The following is an 18,544-nucleotide window of genomic DNA, read 5'->3' as shown; positions in this document are numbered from 1 at the left end:
CGAGGGGGCCGTCTCACCGGAGCGATGCCCGGCCCCCCACCCGCCGGGCCGCAGGCCGGTCGCGCCACGGCAGCGATGCCCGGCCTGCCCCCGTGGCCACGCCCCCGGGCCGCCCTCCGAGAGTGTTCTCGCGCCTGGAGGCGCCGGGTCAAGGGTGGCCGTAGGCCATCGCGGAGCGACGCGACCGTAGGGAGCGCCCTTGATGCGGCGGTGGAAGGTGCGACTCTCGGAGAGAGGGCGGCCGAGCCAGAAGCTCGCGGCGGCGTTCGGCCCGAGAGCCTCTCAGACCTCCGTCCCAGGGCCTGCGCTTACGCCTGTTCCTGACCCTCGTCCGTCGGGAGAGGCTCGGCGACGAAAGTGCCCTTGCCGTGGACGGTCAGGATCAGGCCCCGCTCGCGCAGGACCCGGGCTGCGCGACGGATCGTGAGGTAGGCGACGCCGTACTCCTCCGCGAGGGCTCGCTCGGCCGGCAGCCGGGCGCCTGGACTCAACTCACCGGCCGCCATACGGGCGGCGATGTGGTCGGCCACCGCGACGTACACCAGCTGGGGGCCCTGCGGGTCGAACTCGGGGATCTCGTTGCGGTCGGTCACCCGACCAACGTAAGCATCGAAGACCTGTGCGAACCACTGGTGAGCTATACAGAGCTATACATGCCTCGTAGGCTCGTGTGACACGAAGACCCCGGCGAGGTGGCTAGACCTCCCGGGGCATGGCCACCAACTGCAACAGGAGTTGATGACGTGCGGAACCCTATCGCGCGCCTACTGATCTGGCTGCTGATCCTGACCCTGCCGCCCACCGGCAGGCACCGCCCGCGCCCGGTCCCTCGCCCCCGCCCCCGACCCCGCCCGGCGCCGCCCGTCACCGCGCCGCGTCACCGCGCCCCCGCCCGCCGCTCTCCCTACGCCCAGGAGCAGGTCCTGGTCCTCGACGGCGCCTGCTCGCCCCTGGAGCGGCCCTACGTACAGCGCAGGCGCCGCCAGGTGTTGTGGCCGGCCACGGTCGGGGTGGACGTCGACCGGCGGAACATCCACGCCGGGGGCATCCGGTGAGCCGCTGCGGGGCGCGGCGGCCCGTGGTCGCCGTCGTGGAGGTCATGCGCGCGGTGTGCGCGGGATCGGTCTGCGTGCTCGGCGTGGGGCACGACGGTCCGCACCGCGACCGCGCCGGGGATGCCTGGTGGGTGACCCCGGAGATCGCCGACGCGGTGAGCGTGTCCCTGCTGACCCGCGCCCTCGCGGTCGAGCCCGAGCCGGAGTTCCGGTCACCGCGCTGCATCGTCGGCCGCCACGACCGCTGCCGGGACGGGGTGCTCCGTGACAGCGGCGCGCATGGGGTTCGCCATCTCGTCTGCGGGTGTTTCTGTCATCCGGATCGGAATGACGATTGATCAGCTCGGCTGTTCGATGACGCAGAAGCCGGAAGCCTTCAGCGCCTCGTTGATGGTCTTGCCCTGGGCTTCGGTGGTCTTCACGTCCTGGTACGTGAAGTGCTGCGCCGCGAACCAGTCGGGCTTGTAGGCCCCGTGGTTGAGGGATTGGCACTGGTCACGTGCGGCTTCGATGGCCTCGTCCTCGTAGCGGACGGTGTCGGGGGCGGCCTTGCGCAGTGCGGCGAGGAGTTCGGTGCGTGCTGTCCCCGTGGGTGCTTCCGGGCGCCGGGCGGTGTCCTGGAGTACGTCCTGTCGGGCGGCTTCGGCCGCGGAGGCGGAGGCCTTGATCTCTTCGATTCCGACGCGCCTCTCCGGCCCGCCGACGCAGGCGGTGACGGTGAGCAGTGCGGTGGCGCCGAGGCCGGCTCCTGCTGCGACGGTGCGGATGCGCAAGGTGTCCCCCCAGGGCGTTGCGGTGGCAGGGACGCATCATGGGGCTCGTGGGTGAACAGGGAGGGCCTGTTGTCGTGAACAACCTCCTCGCCCGCCGCGTGCGACAGAGCCCATCGGTTCGGCCGATGGGCTCATCGGCAGGACGCCTCACTGGCTCGTGGACCCGTCGGGGGCACCCTTCGTAGCGTCACTGGCATGAGAAACGAGAGTGGGACGCAGGCCCGGGGGACCGTCGAGTTGACCCTTGCCATGGTGCTCTCCGGCACCCTCGGCATCTTCGTCGTCGAGTCCGGGGCCTCGCCCTTCAGCGTGGTGTTCTACCGGTGCCTCTTCGGCGCCCTGGCGCTGGGGGTGTACAGCCTCGTGCGGGGGTACTTCGGCGGGCATGGGTTCACGGCGAAGAAGCTGGGGCTCGCCGCGCTCGGCGGGGTGTTCATCGTCTTCAACTGGGTGTTCCTCTTCGAGGCGTACGAGGCGACCTCGATCTCCTTCGCCACCGTCGTCTACCACACCCAGCCGTTCTTCCTCGTCGTCCTCGGCGCCGTGCTCTTCCGGGAGCGGATCACCGCGGCGAAGTTCGGCTGGCTCGCGGTCGCGTTCGTCGGGCTCGTGCTCGTGTCCGGCATACGACCCGGGGACACCGCCTCCCTCAAGGGGCTCGGGTTCGCCCTGGCCGCGGCCGTGCTGTACGGGCTCTCCACCATCGTCACCAAGCGCATCAGCGGCGTACGGCCGCATCTGATCGCGCTCGTGCAGGTGCTTGTCGGGCTGCCGCTGCTGCTGCCCTTCGTCGAGTTCGAGGAGAGCGGTCGGATCGGGAGTGGGTGGGGGTGGCTCGTCGGGCTCGGGTTCATCCACACCGGGCTCATGTACGTGCTGATGTACGCCGCCTACCAGAAGCTGCCCACCGCGAAGATCGCCGTGCTCGCCTTCACCTACCCCGCCGTCGCGATGGTCGCCGACTGGGCCGTGTACGGGCACCACATCGGGCTCGTCCAGGCCCTCGGGGTTCCGCTGATCGTGCTCGCCAGTCTGCGGGTCACGCTCGCGGGCTCTGCTCCGACACGAGCTTCCGCGCCTGCTCCACGAACAGCCGCACATGCGCCGGAAGCCGCTTCCCCCGCCGCCACGCGATCTGCGTGAAGAGGGTGAACGGTGCCTTCCAGTCCAGTTCGACGAGGACTCCGGACGACAGTTCCTCGGCCACCGTGATCCGGGGCACCAGGGCGATGCCCAGGCCGCCCGCCACGCCCCGCTTCGTCGCCTCGATCGTGCCGAACTCCATGAAGGGCGGCGCCCACTCGCTGAGCGCCGCCTCGAACAGGTCGCGGTACGGGCAGCCCGGCTCGGTGCCCACCAGCTGCGCCGCCGCCAGGTCCGCCGGAGTCAGGGCCGTACGGCCGGCGAGCGGGTGACGGGGCGAGGCGACCAGGGCCAGCGGTTCCGGCGCGAGGACCTCGCTCTCCAGGCCCTCGTGCTCGGTGTCCGGTTCCATCAGGAAGCCGATGTCGTACGTCCCCTGGCGCAGCGCCTGCCTCGTCTCGTCGCCGAGTGTCGTGCGCAGGGAGAGCTGGACCTTGGGGTAGCGGTGGTGGAAGAGCTCCAGGAGCGGTGGCAGGCGATAGGAGGTGAGGGACTCCATCGTGCCTACCGCGATCGTTCCCGACGGTACGTCCGTCTCCACGACCGCCGTCCGCGCCTCCTCCGTCAGTTCGATGATCCGGCGGGCGTACGGGACGAGGCGCTCACCCGCCTCGGTGAGCCGGATGCGGCTGCCGAGCCGCTCGAAGAGTTCCACGCCGAGCGAGGACTCCAGGGCGCGGATCTGGCTGGTGACGGAGGACTGCGCGTAGCGGAGTTCCGCCGCTGCCCGGGTGAAGGAGAGGACGGTGGCCACCTTCTCGAAGGTGACGAGGAGCCGCAGCTCCATCAGCCGTTGTCCTTGCCCTTGTCCTCGTCCTGCTCGCGATTCTTCAGCTCCTCCTCGCGGCGGCGCAGGTCCGCCTCCCAGTCCTTGAGGAGGGACTCGTCCTTCTTGTTCTCGTCGCGGATGGACTTGAGGAAGTCGGGGTTGTCGTCGGGCGCGACCCAGTCGCTGCGGTGGTTGCGGTGCCACTCCGAGGGCGTACGGCCGCCGGTCGGGGGCTTGCGCATCTTGCCCGCGGCGAACCACACGATCGGGCCGACGATCCAGAACAGCAGGATGATGATGACCCAGACGACCTTCGGCAGGTGCTTGGCCTCGTCCTCGGGGGTGTTGAGGCAGTCGATGAACGCGTAGATCGTCAGCGCCAGCGGCAGGATGTACATCAACGCCCTGAGCATGTGGGACAGCCCCCTGGAAACAGTGGCGGGGAACGATTCGACGGCCCCGGTGACAGGTCCAGCCTAGCCGGTGACCGATACTTGCCCCTATGGCTTACGACGATCTCCGCTCGCTGCTCAGGGCGCTGGAGCGCGAAGGCGACCTCAAGCGCATCAAGGCCGAAGTCGATCCGTACCTGGAGGTCGGGGAGATCGTCGACCGGGTGAACAAGGCGGGAGGTCCGGCGCTTCTCTTCGAGAACGTCAAGGGCTCCGCCATGCCGCTCGCGATGAACGTCTTCGGCACCGACCGGCGGCTGCTCAAGGCGCTGGGCCTGAAGTCGTACGAGGACATCTCCGACAAGATCGGCGGGCTGCTCAAGCCCGAGCTGCCGCAGGGCTTCGTCGGCGTACGGGAGGCCTTCGGCAAGCTGGGCTCGATGGTCCACGTGCCGCCGAAGAAGGTGAAGGCGGAGAACGCGCCCGTGCAGGAGGTCGTCCTCATGGGCGACGACGTCGACCTGGACCGGCTGCCCGCGCTCTTCACCTGGCCCAAGGACGGCGGTTCGTTCTTCAACCTGGGGCTGACGCACACGAAGCACCCGGAGACCGGGGTGCGGAACCTCGGGCTCTACCGCCTCCAGCGGCACGACAAGCGCACCATCGGCATGCACTGGCAGATCCACAAGGACAGCCGCAACCACTACGCGGTGGCGGCCGCGAAGGGCGAGCGGCTGCCGGTCGCCATCGCCTTCGGCTGTCCGCCCGCCGTGACGTACGCGTCGACGGCTCCGCTGCCGGGTGACATCGACGAGTACCTGTTCGCGGGGTTCGTGCAGGGCAAGCGGATCGAGATGGTCGACTGCAAGACGGTGCCGCTGCAGGTGCCGGCGCAGGCCGAGGTCGTCATCGAGGGCTGGCTGGAGCCGGGCGAGATGCTCCCGGAGGGGCCGTTCGGCGACCACACCGGGTTCTACACGCCGCAGGAGCCGTTCCCGGCGCTGAAGATCGACTGCGTCACGATGCGGAAGCGGCCGCTGCTGCAGTCGATCGTGGTGGGGCGTCCGCCGACCGAGGACGGGCCGCTGGGCCGGGCCACGGAGCGGTTCTTCCTGCCCCTGCTCAAGATCATCGTGCCGGACATCGTGGACTACCACCTGCCCGAGTCGGGCGGCTTCCACAACTGCGCGATCGTCTCGATCGACAAGAAGTACCCGAAGCACGCGCAGAAGGTCATGCACGCCATCTGGGGCGCGCACATGATGTCGCTGACGAAGCTGATCATCGTGGTGGACAAGGACTGCGACGTCCACGACCTGCACGAGGTGTCCTGGCGGGCGCTGGGGAACACCGACTACTCCCGTGACCTGACGGTCGTCGAGGGTCCGGTGGACCACCTGGACCACTCCTCCTACCAGCAGTTCTGGGGCGGCAAGGCCGGCATCGACGCGACGAAGAAGCTGCCCGAGGAGGGCTACACCCGGGACGGCGGCTGGCCGGACATGGTGGAGTCCGACCCGGCGACGGCGGCCCTCGTGGACCGCCGCTGGAAGGAGTACGGCCTGTGACCACCGCGGCCGTGCCCGGCGCCCAGCCGGGGCGTACGAAGGCGTTCCTGCGGCTGGTGATGATCGAGCACTCGGTGTTCGCGCTGCCGTTCGCGTACATCGCCTCGCTGACCGCGATGTTCCAGCTGGACAAGAACGTCCACTGGGGCAAGTTGCTCCTGGTCACCGTCTGCATGGTGGGCCTGCGGACCTTCGCGATGGCCTGCAACCGGATCATCGACCGGGAGATCGACGCCCGTAACCCGCGCACGGCCGGCCGCGAGCTGGTCACCGGCGCGGTGTCGGTGCGATCGGCCTGGACCGGGGCCGGGATCGCCGTCGTCGTCTTCCTCGGCGCGGCCGCGCTGCTCAACCCGCTCTGCCTGGCGCTCGCGCCGCTCGCCGTGGTGCCGATGGTGGTCTATCCGTACGGCAAGAGGTTCACGAACTTCCCGCACGCGATCCTCGGCCTCGCCCAGGCCATAGGGCCGATCGGGGCCTGGCTCGCGGTGACGGGGTCCTGGTCCTGGGACGCGGTGATCCTCGGCCTCGCGGTCGGCGTCTGGATCGGCGGCTTCGACCTGATCTTCGCCTGCCAGGACGTCCAGGCCGACCGTGCCCACGGCGTCATGTCGGTCCCGGCCCGCTTCGGCGTCCCCGCGGCGCTCTGGGGCGCGCGCGGCTCCGCGGTCGTCACGACGGGCCTGCTGGTCTGGTACGCGCTGGCCACCGACGCCGGAACGTTCTTCTGGATCGGCCTGGTGATCGTGGTCGCGGCGTTCTGCTACGAGCACACGATCGTCAAGCCGCACGACCTGTCCCGCCTCAACCGCGCGTTCTTCACGACGAACGGCTTCATCGGCATCTCGCTCTTCCTGTGCGCCCTGATCGACCTGGTGATGCGGGGGCTGACCCTCTGACGAGGGGCTGCTGATGCCGGCCTGACCCTCTGGCCGCCGCCCCCGCCCGCCCTCAGTCGATCTCGAAGCGCGGGCGGGCCGGTGCGGCGGGGCGCTGCGCCGGCGGCGGGGGCGGGGTCTCGGGCTCGTTCATCTGCCGGAAGCCGCCCAGCGGGTTGGACCAGCTGCCGTCCGAGCTGTCGGAGTCGTAGTCCGAGTTGGAGCCCACGTCGGCGTTGATGTTCTCGCCCTTGCGCGGGGCGCCCTTCTTGTCGTTGCGCCGCTTGATGGAGTCCTGCAGGGTGTTCGGGTTCTCCAGGAGCGGGAGGCCGAGCCCGGGGGCGGCCTCGCCGGTCGCGGCCTGGAAGACCGAGCGGGCGAAGGTGGTGCAGTTGAAGGTGGCCAGGTTGTAGGAGCGGCTCTCGTTGGCCCGGATGAACTCGCGCGCCTTGTCGTACTGCTCCTGCGTGAGGTCCGCGGTGAGCTTCGAGGTCGCGTTGCCGGGGTTGTCGTGGTTCCTCTTGACCTGGCCCTTCACCGACCTGAAGGGCTTGTCGTGGGCGACCTCCTCGGCGGGGAAGAAGCCGTAGGACTTCCAGGTCTCCTGCCCGCCCTCCTCCTTGTAGAGGGCGACCCAGGCGTGGCCGAGCGCGAGGTTCCCCCAGTAGTCGAGGTGGTGGGTGCGGCTGTTCTTCGCCGTCTGGATCTGGATGCGGTACCGGGGTGCCTGTGCGGGCTGCGCGCCCTGCTCGCCCGGGGTGTCGCCGCCGGACCCGGTCCGCTGGATCGCGCGGACGGCCGCCGCGTTCCCCGCGGTGCGCTGGATGGCCTGGAGCCCGGCGGGCGTGAGGTGGTGCGGGTGCCCGGGGTGAGGGAGGTGCTCCGGGGCCGGGGGCCGCTGCTCGCGACCGTGGCCCGGTGCGGCCTCGGTCGCTCCGCGATGTCGGTGGGTGAACATGGCCGCTCCGGAAGGCGTGACGTCATGACCTGCGCCCGCTCAGTCTCCGCGGGGCGGGAACAGGCGGTCCAGGCCCGGGAGGGCAGACCCGGGGGAACCGCGGGTCCCCCGCGGGGTCACCCTCTGCGTCTCCGTCCGCCGCGCCGGACCTCGGTCACGTCACGAAATCCCGTACAGACCCGCAGGTGTGTACAGTTCTTGCATGGACACCTTTCCGCTCGTGGAAGCCCGCAACCAGTTGGGCCAGTTGGTCGGCCGGGTCCGGCACGGCCGTGAGCACATTCTGATCAGCGAGTACGGCAAGCCCGCGGCCGCTCTCGTTCCGATAGAGGACCTCGCCGAACTCCAGCGCCTGCGCGACGAGGCGGACATCGCCGAGGCCAGGCGTCGCGAGGCGGATCCCGGCGGGACGCCGCTCAGCCACGAGGAGTTCATGGCCCAGTTGGAGGCCGAGGACCGCGAGGGTGAGCGGTGACCCATGCTGTGGTGTGGGAGCACATCGCGATGCAGGAGTTCCGCCGCCTTCGGGAGGCCGGACGACCTGACGATCACCGTGTACGTCGTGAAGGTCGGAAGGGCGGCCTGAGAGGGCGGGGTGCCCACGCCGCCGGATAGGCTCGTCGGCGTGGAGCCGGTAGTAGAGGAACAGCAGCGTCGTCCCTGGGTGGTCGGGGTGTCCGGGGCGTCGGGGACGCCGTACGCCGCCGCCGTGCTGAGGGGGCTGCTCGCGGCGGGCGAGAGCGTCGACCTGGTCGTGTCGCGGGCGTCGCGGCTGACGCTGCTCGACGAGACCGGGATCGCCTTCCGGGACGCGCACTGGCGCGAGGACCTGGCGACCTGGCTGGCGCGGGGCGCGGACGGGAAGCCCGACACCTTCGACGTCCGGGTGGACGACGTGCGGTACTGGGCGGCCGGGGACCTGGCCGCCGGGCCGAGCAGCGGCTCGTACCCGGTGAAGGGGATGCTGATCGTGCCCGCGTCCACCGCCTCGGTGGCGGGCGTGGCGCTGGGACTTTCGAAGGACCTGCTGCAGCGGGCGGCGAGCGTGACGCTCAAGGAGCGGCGGCCGCTGGTGGTCGCGGTGCGGGAGACCCCGCTGAACGGGCAGACGCTGAAGCACCTGGTCGCGCTGGACGAGGCGGGCGCGGTGGTGCTGCCCGCCTCGCCGGCGTTCTACGCGGGAGCGACGCACATCCAGGATCTGGTGGACTTCGTCGCGGGGCGCGTGCTCGACGCGGCAGGGGTGCCGCACCGGCTGTACCGCCGTTGGGAGGGGGAGCTCGGTGGAGCTGCTCCCCGGGGGGCTTAGCGCTTCTTCGCGGCGCGCTTCTTCTCGGCGCGGCGGGCGAGCGCGGACGGCTGGTGGGCACGCGAGCGGTTGGCCAGGTCCTGCAGCTCGCGCATACGGGCGTAGGCCATCTCGATCGTGTACACGGTGAACACCACTCCTGAAAGATCGTCTTTGATCAACTGAAAGATTCACAGGGTGTCGACCCCTGTGTACCTTAGATTCTATACCTAAACTCGCGGTATCGCTGGACAATGGAAGGCTTCATACCTATGGACGCCGTGGACAGGCAGCTCATCCAGGCTCTGCGTGAGAACGGCCGTGCTTCGTACGCCGAACTCGGCCGACTCGTCGGGCTCTCCGGCCCCTCCGTCACCGACCGCATCAACCGTCTGGAGGCGGCCGGGGTCATCACCGGCTACCGCGCCACCGTCGACGCCGCCTCGCTCGGCCTCGGCGTCACCGCCCTCATCGGCATCTCCCTCTCCGACGCCGCCGACCACGAGGACGTGGCCCGCCGTCTGAAGGACCTCGCCGAGATCGAGGACTGCTGGTTCATCGCCGGCGACGACTCGTACATGCTCAAGGTGCGGGTGGACGACGTCGACGGCCTGGAGAAGACGATCCGCCGGCTCTCCGGCACCAAGGGTGTCTCCCGCACCCGTACGACGATCGTGCTCTCCACGAAGTGGGAGAACCGGGTCGGAGATCTGCCCGAGGAGGGCTGAGAGTACGGTGGGTGGAGCCTGAAATCGTCAGACATGGGAGGCGGCCCTAGATGGACGCGGGACTCAAGCGCGAGCTGGAGCAGAAGGTCCGTTCCGGAGAGCGGCTGAGCCGCGAGGACGGCATCGCTCTGTACGCGTCCGACGACCTGGCCTGGCTCGGCGGCCTGGCCCACGAGGTCAGGACCCGTAAGAACGGTGACGTCGTCCACTTCAACGTCAACCGCCACCTCAACATGACGAACGTGTGCACCGCGTCCTGCGCGTACTGCTCGTTCCAGCGCAAGCCTGGCGAGAAGGACGCGTACACGATGCGCATCGAGGAGGCCGTCCGCCTCGCCAAGGCGATGGAGAACGAGAACCTCACCGAGCTGCACATCGTCAACGGGCTCCACCCCAACCTGCCCTGGCGCTACTACCCCCGCTCGCTCTCCGAGCTGAAGAAGGCGCTCCCGAACGTCTCCCTCAAGGCCTTCACCGCCACCGAGATCCACCACTTCGAGACCATCTCCGGCATGTCGGCCTCCGACATCCTCGACGAGCTGATCGAGGCCGGCCTGGAGTCCCTCACCGGCGGCGGCGCGGAGATCTTCGACTGGGAGGTCCGCCAGCACATCGTGGACCACCGCACCCACTGGGAGGACTGGTCCCGGATCCACCGCCTCGCGCACGAGAAGGGGCTCAAGACCCCGTCGACGATGCTGTACGGGCACATCGAGGAGCCCCGGCACCGCGTCGACCACGTGCTGCGGCTGCGTGAGCTGCAGGACGAGACCGGCGGCTTCCAGGTCTTCATCCCGCTGCGCTACCAGCACGACTTCGTCGACATGCAGGACGGCAAGGTCCGCAACAAGCTCCAGGCGCGCACGACGATGGCGACCGGCGCGGAGGCCCTCAAGACCTTCGCCGTCTCCCGCCTCCTCTTCGACAACGTGCCGCACGTCAAGGTCTTCTGGGTCATGCACGGCGTCCAGACCGCCCAGCTCGCGCTCCAGCACGGCGCCGACGACATGGACGGCTCGGTCGTCGAGTACAAGATCACGCACGACGCCGACAACTACGGCACCCCGAACAAGCTGGGCCGCGAGGACCTGCTGGAGCTGATCCGCGACGCCGGCTTCCGCCCGGTGGAGCGCAACACCCGCTACGAGATCATCCGCGAGTACCCGGGTCCGGACGAGGGCCGCCGCGAGTCGCCCCAGCCCATGCGGGTCTGACGCCGATGAGCCTGCGCTTCGAACTCGACCCGCCGGTCACCCCCGAGCTGCGGGACGGCGTCCTGCGGCTCTGGGCCGACGTCTCCAACGCGGGCGGGGCCGTCGGCTTCGTCCCGCCGGTGACCTCCGAGCTGGTCCGGCCCGAACTGGTCAAGCACCTCGTCGCCATGACCGAGGGCCGGATGCGACTGGTCGTCGGCTACGAGCAGGACGGCACCGTCGCCGCCACGACCTTCGTCGCGTACAACACGCACCGGCTGATGAAGCACTGGGTCTGGCTCTACACGGTCATGGTCCACCCCTCCCACCAGGGCAAGGGGTACGGCCGCGACCTGATGGCCGCGGTCGAGGACGCGGTGCGCGGCTTCGACGGGATCGACGCGATCCGGCTCACCTGCCGGGGCGGCACGGGCGTCGACCGCTTCTACGGCTCCTGCGGCTACAAGGAGGTCGGGCGGGTGCCCGGCGCGATCCGGGTGGCCGAGGGCGACGACCGGGACGACATCATCATGCTGCTCCCGCTGAATTGATCACCTTTGTCCCGTGCTTCACTGGTGGGGCGAACTGACACACAGAGAGAAAGGGGCCGTCGTGGCCGCGAACGGGACGGGCGCTGCGACCCTCCGCTACACCCTCATGCGCCTCGGCGTCTTCGCCGGGTGCTTCTTCGCCCTCTGGGGCCTCGTCTACGTGGGCGTGCTGCCGCGCGGTCTCGGCGACTCCAACCTGCTCTGGGTGCTGCTGCTCGCCATCGTGATCTCCGCGCCGCTCAGCTTCGTCCTGCTGCGCGGCCAGCGCGACGCGATGAGCGAGCAGATCGTGGCCAAGGTCGACCGGGCGAAGGACCGCCTCGCGGAGAACAGGTCGCGCGAGGACGTGTAGTCAGGCCGGGCATGCGAAGCCCGGGCGCGTAAGGCCTGGGTAAGTTTCGTCACAGCACAAACGCCAGCAGAACACCCCGAACCGGAGCTTCGAAGGCTCCTGGCCGGGGTGTTCTGCGTTTCGGAGGTCCGGGCGGGCTCCGGCTACCTCAAAGAAGGGCTTTGAGGTTCTCAAAGTTCAAGTGTTAACGTACCTGCCATGACGACACCAGTGCGCCTTCTCGATGCCGCGAGCACCCCGCTCGTGGCGCGCCTGCATGTCGATCTGTGCCGCTGTATGTCCGCGGTCTGTTGCCGCGAGCTCTGACCCCGGCATCATGCAGCGGTACCGCTTGAACGCGTGTGTACCGCACCCCCGTCCCCGTATTTCCCCGATACGCACCGCTGGAGTGTGCCCGTGTCCGCGTCCGCGTCCACGCCCGAGACGAAGTCCCCGGCTTCGTCCCGAATACCCAAGATCCCCTTCTGGGCCCAGATCGTCGCCGGTCTCGTGCTCGGCGTCCTGCTCGGCTGGCTCGCCCGCAGCCAGGACATCAGCTGGCTGAAGGACACCCTCGGCCAGGTCGGCGACATCTTCGTCCAGCTCCTGAAGCTGGCCGTCGCCCCGCTCGTCTTCTTCGCGATCCTGGTGTCGATCACCAACCTCCGCAAGGTGAACAACGCGGCCCGACTGGCCGCCCAGACCCTCGTCTGGTTCATGATCACCTCGCTGATCGCGGTCGCCATCGGCCTCGCGATCGGCCTGCTCACCAACCCGGGCGCCGGCACCGGCCTCACCCCGCAGGACGGCAAGCTGCCCAAGCGCGAGGGCACCTGGATCGACTTCCTGACCGGGATCATCCCGACGGACGTCATCACCCCGTTCACCGAGCTGAACGTCCTGCAGATCGTCTTCATGGCCGCCGTCGCCGGTGTCGCCGCGCTCAAGCTCGGTGACCGCGCCAAGCCGATCCTGTCGCTCTCCGAGTCGGTCCTCGAACTCCTCCAGAAGGCCCTGTGGTGGGTCATCCGGCTCGCCCCCATCGGCACCGTCGGCCTCATCGGCTTCGCCATCGCCGACTACGGCTGGGAGCTGATCGGCAAGTACGCGACCTTCACCGCCGACGTCTACATCGGCTGCGCCCTGGTCCTCTTCGGCGTCTACCCGCTGCTGCTCGCCACGGTCGCCAAGGTCAACCCGATCCAGTTCTTCAAGGGCGCCTGGCCCGCCATCCAGCTGGCCTTCGTCTCCCGCTCCTCGGTCGGCACCATGCCGGTCACCCAGAAGGTCACCGAGCGCCTCGGCGTCCCGAAGGAGTACGCCTCCTTCGCCGTCCCGTTCGGCGCGACGACCAAGATGGACGGCTGCGCCGCGATCTACCCGGCGCTCGCCGCGATCTTCATCGCGCAGATCTTCGACGTCCAGCTGGGCATCCAGGACTACCTCCTGATCGCCTTCGTCTCGGTCGTCGGCTCCGCCGCCACGGCCGGCCTCACGGGTGCCACGGTCATGCTGACCCTGACCCTCTCCACCCTGGGCCTCCCCCTGGAGGGCGTCGGCCTGCTCATGGCGATCGACCCGATCCTGGACATGATGCGCACGGCCACGAACGTCGCCGGCCAGGCGCTTGTCCCGGTCGTCGTCGCCGCCCGCGAGAAGATCCTCGACCTCGACGCGTACAACTCCGCCTCGGCCTCGCCGGTCGACGGCGGCGAGGTCCGCGAGGCCGAGCAGAAGGTCGCGGTCCCGGCCACCGCCTGACCTGACCCGCACCGGATCCGTCCTGATGCCCACGTCCCTCCGGGGGCGTGGGCATCACGCGTTCCCGGGGGGCGCGGTGAGGGACGTAGGCTCTCCCCTGGAGCGGCCTACGGGGCGGCGTGCGGGGTGGGGAAGGGCGGGGCGAGTTGGCTGGGGCCAAGGTCAAGCGGATGCCTCGGGAGGTGCGGGAGCGGCAGATGATGGACGCCGCCGTGCGGACCTTCGGGCGGCGGGGGTACCAGGCCGCCTCGATGGACGAGATCGCCGAACTCGCCGGTGTCTCCAAGCCGTTGGTCTATCTGTACCTGAACTCCAAGGAAGAGCTCTTCACCGCCTGCATCCGGCGCGAGGCGCAGGCGCTGCTCGCCGCCGTCGTGGGCGGCGTCGACCCGGCGGAGCCCGCGGAGGAGCAGCTGTGGGCGGGGCTGCTGGCCTTCTTCACACACACCGCCGAGCACCCCGACGGGTGGGCGGTGCTGAGCCGGCAGGCGCGGACGCACGGGGAGCCGTTCGCCGGTGAGGCGGGGCGGATGCGGGACGAGATCGTCGCGTACGTGGGGACGTTGATCGGGGCCGCGGCCCAGGAGACCCACCGGGCGACGAACCGCGATCCGGAGCTGGCCGAGCGGGACGTCGCCGGGCTCGCCCAGGCGCTCGTCGGGGCGGCGGAGTCGCTGGCCTGCTGGGCCAACGAGACCCCGGGGATGACGGCCTGGGAGGCGGCGGCGACGCTGATGAACTTCTCCTGGGCCGGGCTCGGCAATCTGATGCGCAGTGAGCGGTGGTCCCCCCGGGGATTGTCCTCGCTCCCCGATCTCTCCTAGATTGACGCGGAGTTACTCGGAGTTACCCGCGCCCAGGAGCCTCACGTGTCCGTCACCGAGCCCCAGCCTCGGATCACCCTCGTCGCTGGAGCGGTACGGGAGGCCTCCGTACCGCCGCTCGTCCCGCCGGCCCGCGACGGCTCGCTCGCCGATGTCCCCTACGACAACGCGGCCGCGGAGCCGGACGCCGTCGTCTTCGGCCGCAAGCACCCCGACGGCGGCTGGGCCGACGTCACCGCCGCCGCCTTCGCCGCCGAAGTCCACGCCGTCGCCAAGGGGTTGATCGCCGCGGGGCTGCGGCCCGGCGACCGGCTCGCGCTGATGGCGCGCACCACCTACGAATGGACCCTGATCGACTTCGCGGCCTGGGCCGCCGGCCTGGTCACCGTCCCCGTCTACCCCACCTCCTCCGCCTTCCAGACCCGCTGGATCCTCCAGGACTCCGGCGCCGTCGCCTGTGTCGTCGAGGACCCCGCGCAGGGCCGGCTCGTCTCCACCGAGCGCCGCGGACTGCCCGGGCTCGCCCACCTCTGGGTCCTCGACGCGGGAGCCGTCGACCAGTTGCGCCGCGCCGGGGCGCAGGTCCCCGACGAGGCCGTGACCGCGCGGCGCGCCCTGCTCGGCCCCGAGACCCTCGCCACCCTCGTCTACACCTCGGGCACCACGGGCCGCCCCAAGGGCTGCGCCCTGACCCACGGCAACTTCTTCGCCGAGGTCGACAACGCCGTCGCCTTCCTGCACCCCGTCTTCCGCGAACTCAGCAAGGAGGCGCCCGCGACCCTGCTCTTCCTGCCCCTCGCGCACGTCTTCGGCCGGATGGTCGCCATCGGCTGCGTACGGGCCCGGGTCAGGCTGGGCCACGCGCCGTCCATCGAGAACAGCGACCTGCTCGCCGACCTGGCCGGCTTCCGGCCCACGTTCCTGCTGGCCATCCCGTACGTCCTGGAGAAGGTGTACAACTCCGCCCGGGCGACCGCGGAGCGGAGCGGCCGGGCCTCCTCCTTCGACCGCGCGGCGCGCGTCGCCCGGCGGTACGGCCACGAGGACGAGCCCTCGCTCGGGCTGCGCGCCGCCCGCGCGCTCTACGACCCGCTGGTCTACCGGCGGATCAGGGACGCCCTCGGCGGGCGCGTGCGGCACGTCATCTGCGGCGGCTCCCCGCTGGGCACCCGGCTCTCGGAGTTCTACTCCGGCGCCGGGATCGACGTCTACGAGGGGTACGGCCTCACCGAGACCTGCGCGGCCTCCACGGTCACCCCGCCCCGGCGCCCCCGCACCGGTACGGTCGGCCGGCCACTGCCAGGAACGGCGGTGCGGATCGCCGACGACGGCGAGGTCTGGCTGAAAGGCGGGCACGTCTTCGCCGGCTACTGGGACGCCCAGCGCGAAGCCGCCGTGCCCTGCACCGACGAGGGCTGGTTCCCGACCGGCGACCTCGGCACCCTGGACGAGGACGGCTATCTGCGGATCACCGGCCGGAAGAAGGACATCCTGATCACCTCGGCGGGCAAGAACGTCACCCCCGCCCCGCTGGAGGACTGGCTCCGCGCCCACCCGCTGATCGGCCAGTGCATGGTCCTCGGCGACAACCGCCCGTACATCACCGCGCTGCTCACCCTGGACCAGGAGGGGCTCGTCCACTGGCGGCGGATGCGGAAGAAGGACCATCTCCCGCTGCGGCGGCTCGCCGACGACGAGGAACTCCTCGGCGTGCTCCAGCGCGCCGTGGACGACGCCAACCGGCTGGTGTCCCGGGCCGAGTCCATCCGCGCCTTCCGCGTCCTGGCCGGCGAGTGGTCGGAGCGGAGCGGCCACCTGACGCCCTCGCTGAAGCTGCGGCGCGCGGCGGTGCTGCGCGATTTCGCGGACGAGGTCGAGGAGATGTACGGGGGTGAGGACGCGGTCGTCAGACCATGAGGCTCACTTCGTGTATCTCGTCGGCCGCGTGGCCCGTACGGGAGTGAATGCGCTGCACGGCGTCGGCCGAGGGCCCGTGCGACAGGCAGTAGACGGTGCCGGACTCCGGGTCCGCCCACGCCTTCTCGAAGTGGACGCCCTCGTCCTTCTCGATCGCGAGGTCGGCCGCGTGCGCTTCCCTCAGCTGATCGGCGGTTATCCCCACCATGTTGCGGTGGACATCCATGTACGTACCCATGGTTTCGCACCTCCTCCCTCCATGGTGACCCCGGTGCGGGGTCACGGCCAGAGCAGCTCCCGCGCCCAGCCGGCGGCGTCGCGGCGGTCCGCCGTCTCCTTGCGGTAGCGGAGCCGGACGTGCCGGCGGCGCTCGTCGCCCTGGAAGAACTCGACCTCGGTCGGCTCCAGGACGTACAGCGTCCAGCTCTCGGCGTGCGCCCCCGGCTCCGCCTCGGCCCGCTCCCAGGCCGCCTCGCTCACCCGGCGCAGCTCGTCGAGGGAGGCGAGGACCTCGCTCTGCCGGCCCACGAGGGCGGAGGCCAGGGCGCCGGTGGTGCGGGCGTGCAGATCGGCGTACGCCTCGTCGCGCGGCGAGGTGGAGACCCGGCCCCTGACCCGGACCTGGCGGCCCTGGGCGGGCCAGTAGAAGGCGAGCGCGGCCTCGGGGCGGGCGGCGAGCTGGCGGCCCTTGGCACTGGTGGCGTGCGACGCGAAGTGCCACCCGCGGACGTCGGCCCCGTGCAGCATCACGATCCGCACGTCGGGCCGCCCGTCCTCGTCCACGGTCGCGAGGGACATGGTGTGCGGCTCCACCTGCCCCGCCCCGGCCGCCGCCACGAACCAGTCGTGGAACAGCGGCAGCGGCTCGGCGGGCGCGGTCTCCGGCGCGAAGGACGGCAGGGTGGTGTCCCAGACGCGCAGGGAGTGGAGGGTGCGGTCGAAGTCGGTCATGCCGGAAGCGTAGGCCTGAGCGGATGCGGGGCCGCTCCGGTCCCGGGCCCGACGGCGCGCGCCGGTCCCCCATGCCCCTGGTCAGAGGGAGGCGTGTCGCACCGCGCGCTCCTGGTCGTACTCCTTCAGCGGGACCGCGTTCGCCGCGCGCTGGATGTCGTCGCGGATCTTCTTCGCGATCAGGTTCTTCCACGGGGTGCGGGGGAGCGTGCGGACCATGGCCATGCGGAGGGCGATCTTCCAGCGGGAGGAGACCGTCATCTCCTTCGCGAACCGCGCCGCGAACCGCTGGTTCAGCTCCACGCCCGGGCGCATCACGCGCTCGTAGGCGGCGAAGGCCGTGCGGTGGTCGCCGTTCGCCGCCGCGAGTTCGCCGGCGAGGACGTACGCGCCGATGAGGGCGAGGCCGGTGCCCTGGCCCGCGGCGGGGGAGACGCAGTGGGCGGCGTCGCCGATGAGGACGACCCGGCCGCTCGACCAGCGGTCCATCTCGACGAGCGCGATGGAGTCGAAGTAGAAGTCCTCGGCGTCGGCCGCGTCGGCGATCAGCCGCGGGATCTCCCAGTCGTCGCCCGCGAACGCCTCGGCGAGCAGCCGCTTCTGGGCGGCCGTGTCCCGGCGGTCGTAGGAGAGTTCCTCGGCCGAGGAGAAGACGAAGAGGTTCTTCGCGGTGTGCGCCTGCTCGCCGGCGGTGCTGTAGACGGAGATCAGCTTCCCCGGGCGGGCGTGGTACGTCTCCCAGCGGGTGAGGCCGAGGTGGTTCGGGGCGGAGAAGATCGAGATGTACGCGCCCAGGTGGCGGGTGAAGCGCCGCTCGTCGCCGAAGGCGAGGCGCCGGGTGTTCGAGTGCATGCCGTCGGCGCCGACCACGAGGTCGAAGCGGCGGTGGGTGCCGCTCTCGAAGGTGACGTCCACGCCGTCGCCGTCGTCGTGCAGGGCCGCGATCGAGTCGCCGAAGACGTACTCGACGTCGTCGCGGGTCCGCTCGTACAGGATGCGCGCGAGGTCGCCGCGCATGATCTCGTCGTCCTCCTCGACCCGGCCGCCGAAGATCTCCGCGGGCAGCTCGCCGATCGTGCGGCCCTTCGCGTCGACGTAGGAGCCGCCGTCCATGTCCGTGGATCCGGCCCGGACCTCGTCGAGGATCCCGAGGCGGCGGCAGACCTCGATGGCGGTGCCCCGGATGTCGACCTTGTAGCCGCCGGTGCGGAGTTCGGGGGCGCGCTCGACGACGGTGGGGGTGAAGCCGTGGCGGCGGAGCAGGAGGGCGAGGGCGGGGCCGGCGATGGAGGCACCGGAGATGAGGACCGTGCGGTTGCTGAGCGGTGCGGGCGTCGTCGGCATGGCGGGACTCCTGTCGCGGTCGTGGGTGCGGGGCCGGTCCGACCCCGCGCACCCACGACTATACGGCTGTCCTACACGGCTGTCTATGACGCTTGTATAGATTCTTGGGCGGGTGGTGCC

General features: G+C 70.5%; 23 protein-coding genes. 14 read left to right on the top strand and 9 right to left on the bottom strand.

Going from position 1 to position 18,544, the window contains the following annotated elements:
- Window positions 1-308: 308 nt before the first annotated feature.
- A complete protein-coding gene (locus AB0E14_RS14755; RefSeq protein ID WP_362416444.1) occupies window positions 309-593 on the bottom strand; it encodes a winged helix-turn-helix domain-containing protein in 285 nt (94 codons plus the stop codon).
- A gap of 150 nt (window positions 594-743) precedes the next feature.
- Here AB0E14_RS14755 and AB0E14_RS14750 point away from each other — a divergent pair, with 150 nt between their 5' ends.
- Both AB0E14_RS14750 and AB0E14_RS14745 read left to right on the top strand, forming a co-directional pair.
- Window positions 744-1,055 (top strand): hypothetical protein, encoded by a 312-nt coding sequence (locus AB0E14_RS14750; protein WP_362416441.1) that lies wholly within the window; start codon window positions 744-746, stop codon window positions 1,053-1,055.
- 23 nt (window positions 1,056-1,078) lie between these two features.
- Entirely contained in the window at window positions 1,079-1,393 is a 315-nt protein-coding gene (locus tag AB0E14_RS14745) for a hypothetical protein (RefSeq protein WP_362416438.1), read from the top strand.
- Here the strand turns inward: AB0E14_RS14745 and AB0E14_RS14740 are convergent, their stop codons facing one another.
- On the bottom strand, window positions 1,394-1,828 hold the full coding sequence (locus AB0E14_RS14740) for a hypothetical protein (protein WP_362416435.1): 435 nt from the start codon (window positions 1,826-1,828) through the stop codon (window positions 1,394-1,396).
- Between the two features lie 195 nt (window positions 1,829-2,023).
- On the opposite strand from AB0E14_RS14740, the gene AB0E14_RS14735 reads away from it, so the two are divergent.
- Window positions 2,024-2,971: a DMT family transporter gene (locus AB0E14_RS14735; RefSeq protein ID WP_362416432.1), complete on the top strand. Its 948-nt coding sequence runs from the start codon at window positions 2,024-2,026 to the stop codon at window positions 2,969-2,971.
- Here AB0E14_RS14735 and AB0E14_RS14730 read toward each other — a convergent pair.
- Together AB0E14_RS14730 and AB0E14_RS14725 are read right to left on the bottom strand one after the other, a co-directional pair.
- Window positions 2,868-3,758: a LysR family transcriptional regulator gene (locus AB0E14_RS14730; RefSeq protein ID WP_362416429.1), complete on the bottom strand. Its 891-nt coding sequence runs from the start codon at window positions 3,756-3,758 to the stop codon at window positions 2,868-2,870. The two genes, AB0E14_RS14735 and AB0E14_RS14730, sit on opposite strands and share 104 nt — an antisense overlap.
- On the bottom strand, window positions 3,758-4,153 hold the full coding sequence (locus tag AB0E14_RS14725) for a PLD nuclease N-terminal domain-containing protein (RefSeq protein ID WP_362416426.1): 396 nt from the start codon (window positions 4,151-4,153) through the stop codon (window positions 3,758-3,760). Before AB0E14_RS14725 ends, AB0E14_RS14730 begins: the two co-directional genes overlap by 1 nt.
- Before the next feature lie 89 nt (window positions 4,154-4,242).
- On the opposite strand from AB0E14_RS14725, the gene AB0E14_RS14720 reads away from it, so the two are divergent.
- Both AB0E14_RS14720 and mqnP read left to right on the top strand, forming a co-directional pair.
- Window positions 4,243-5,700, top strand: coding sequence for a menaquinone biosynthesis decarboxylase (locus tag AB0E14_RS14720; protein ID WP_362416423.1), 1,458 nt, complete (start codon window positions 4,243-4,245; stop codon window positions 5,698-5,700).
- The gene (gene mqnP / locus AB0E14_RS14715; protein WP_362416420.1) at window positions 5,697-6,599 is read left to right on the top strand and encodes a menaquinone biosynthesis prenyltransferase MqnP; all 903 of its coding nucleotides are present in this window, start codon (window positions 5,697-5,699) and stop codon (window positions 6,597-6,599) included. Before AB0E14_RS14720 ends, mqnP begins: the two co-directional genes overlap by 4 nt.
- 52 nt (window positions 6,600-6,651) lie before the next feature.
- On the opposite strand, the gene AB0E14_RS14710 is transcribed toward mqnP, so the two are convergent.
- Complete coding sequence (locus AB0E14_RS14710) at window positions 6,652-7,536, bottom strand: hypothetical protein (RefSeq protein WP_362416417.1); 885 nt, start codon at window positions 7,534-7,536, stop codon at window positions 6,652-6,654.
- A gap of 202 nt (window positions 7,537-7,738) precedes the next feature.
- Here AB0E14_RS14710 and AB0E14_RS14705 point away from each other — a divergent pair, with 202 nt between their 5' ends.
- Window positions 7,739-8,011 carry a type II toxin-antitoxin system Phd/YefM family antitoxin gene (locus tag AB0E14_RS14705; protein WP_362416414.1) on the top strand — a complete coding sequence of 91 codons (273 nt, stop codon included), beginning with the start codon at window positions 7,739-7,741 and terminating at the stop codon, window positions 8,009-8,011.
- A 150-nt stretch (window positions 8,012-8,161) separates the two neighbouring features.
- Entirely contained in the window at window positions 8,162-8,845 is a 684-nt protein-coding gene (locus AB0E14_RS14700) for a UbiX family flavin prenyltransferase (RefSeq protein ID WP_362416411.1), read from the top strand.
- Here the strand turns inward: AB0E14_RS14700 and AB0E14_RS14695 are convergent.
- Entirely contained in the window at window positions 8,842-8,970 is a 129-nt protein-coding gene (locus AB0E14_RS14695) for a hypothetical protein (protein ID WP_362416606.1), read from the bottom strand. The two genes, AB0E14_RS14700 and AB0E14_RS14695, sit on opposite strands and share 4 nt — an antisense overlap.
- Before the next feature lie 126 nt (window positions 8,971-9,096).
- Between AB0E14_RS14695 and AB0E14_RS14690 the strand changes: the two genes are divergently transcribed.
- The 7 genes from AB0E14_RS14690 (at window position 9,097) to AB0E14_RS14660 (ending at window position 16,129) form a co-directional block, all read left to right on the top strand.
- Complete coding sequence (locus AB0E14_RS14690) at window positions 9,097-9,552, top strand: Lrp/AsnC family transcriptional regulator (protein WP_318104107.1); 456 nt, start codon at window positions 9,097-9,099, stop codon at window positions 9,550-9,552.
- A 50-nt stretch (window positions 9,553-9,602) separates the two neighbouring features.
- Window positions 9,603-10,766, top strand: a complete 1,164-nt coding sequence (gene mqnE, locus AB0E14_RS14685; protein ID WP_362416408.1) for an aminofutalosine synthase MqnE — start codon at window positions 9,603-9,605, stop codon at window positions 10,764-10,766.
- 5 nt (window positions 10,767-10,771) lie between these two features.
- Window positions 10,772-11,296, top strand: coding sequence for a GNAT family N-acetyltransferase (locus AB0E14_RS14680; RefSeq protein ID WP_362416405.1), 525 nt, complete (start codon window positions 10,772-10,774; stop codon window positions 11,294-11,296).
- Window positions 11,297-11,357: 61 nt separating this feature from the next.
- The gene (locus tag AB0E14_RS14675) at window positions 11,358-11,648 is read left to right on the top strand and encodes a DUF4229 domain-containing protein (protein WP_362416402.1); all 291 of its coding nucleotides are present in this window, start codon (window positions 11,358-11,360) and stop codon (window positions 11,646-11,648) included.
- A 396-nt stretch (window positions 11,649-12,044) separates the two neighbouring features.
- The gene (locus AB0E14_RS14670) at window positions 12,045-13,388 is read left to right on the top strand and encodes a dicarboxylate/amino acid:cation symporter (protein WP_362416399.1); all 1,344 of its coding nucleotides are present in this window, start codon (window positions 12,045-12,047) and stop codon (window positions 13,386-13,388) included.
- Between the two features lie 170 nt (window positions 13,389-13,558).
- Complete coding sequence (locus AB0E14_RS14665) at window positions 13,559-14,212, top strand: TetR/AcrR family transcriptional regulator (RefSeq protein ID WP_362416396.1); 654 nt, start codon at window positions 13,559-13,561, stop codon at window positions 14,210-14,212.
- Between the two features lie 45 nt (window positions 14,213-14,257).
- Window positions 14,258-16,129, top strand: a complete 1,872-nt coding sequence (locus tag AB0E14_RS14660; protein ID WP_362416393.1) for an AMP-dependent synthetase/ligase — start codon at window positions 14,258-14,260, stop codon at window positions 16,127-16,129.
- Here the strand turns inward: AB0E14_RS14660 and AB0E14_RS14655 are convergent.
- From AB0E14_RS14655 to AB0E14_RS14645, 3 genes are all read right to left on the bottom strand, one after another.
- Complete coding sequence (locus AB0E14_RS14655; protein ID WP_362416390.1) at window positions 16,119-16,367, bottom strand: SCO4226 family nickel-binding protein; 249 nt, start codon at window positions 16,365-16,367, stop codon at window positions 16,119-16,121. The genes AB0E14_RS14660 and AB0E14_RS14655 overlap by 11 nt on opposite strands.
- Window positions 16,368-16,408: 41 nt before the next feature.
- On the bottom strand, window positions 16,409-17,080 hold the full coding sequence (locus AB0E14_RS14650) for a pyridoxal 5'-phosphate synthase (protein WP_362416387.1): 672 nt from the start codon (window positions 17,078-17,080) through the stop codon (window positions 16,409-16,411).
- Between the two features lie 81 nt (window positions 17,081-17,161).
- Window positions 17,162-18,424, bottom strand: coding sequence for an FAD-dependent monooxygenase (locus AB0E14_RS14645; protein WP_362416384.1), 1,263 nt, complete (start codon window positions 18,422-18,424; stop codon window positions 17,162-17,164).
- Between the last annotated feature and the right edge of the window lie 120 nt (window positions 18,425-18,544).

This window comes from Streptomyces sp. NPDC047981, assembly GCF_040653315.1.
In the GTDB taxonomy this organism is placed as follows: Bacteria; Actinomycetota; Actinomycetes; order Streptomycetales; family Streptomycetaceae; genus Streptomyces.
Note: the sequence above shows the minus strand (reverse complement) of the source record. Positions and strands in the feature narration are given on the sequence as shown.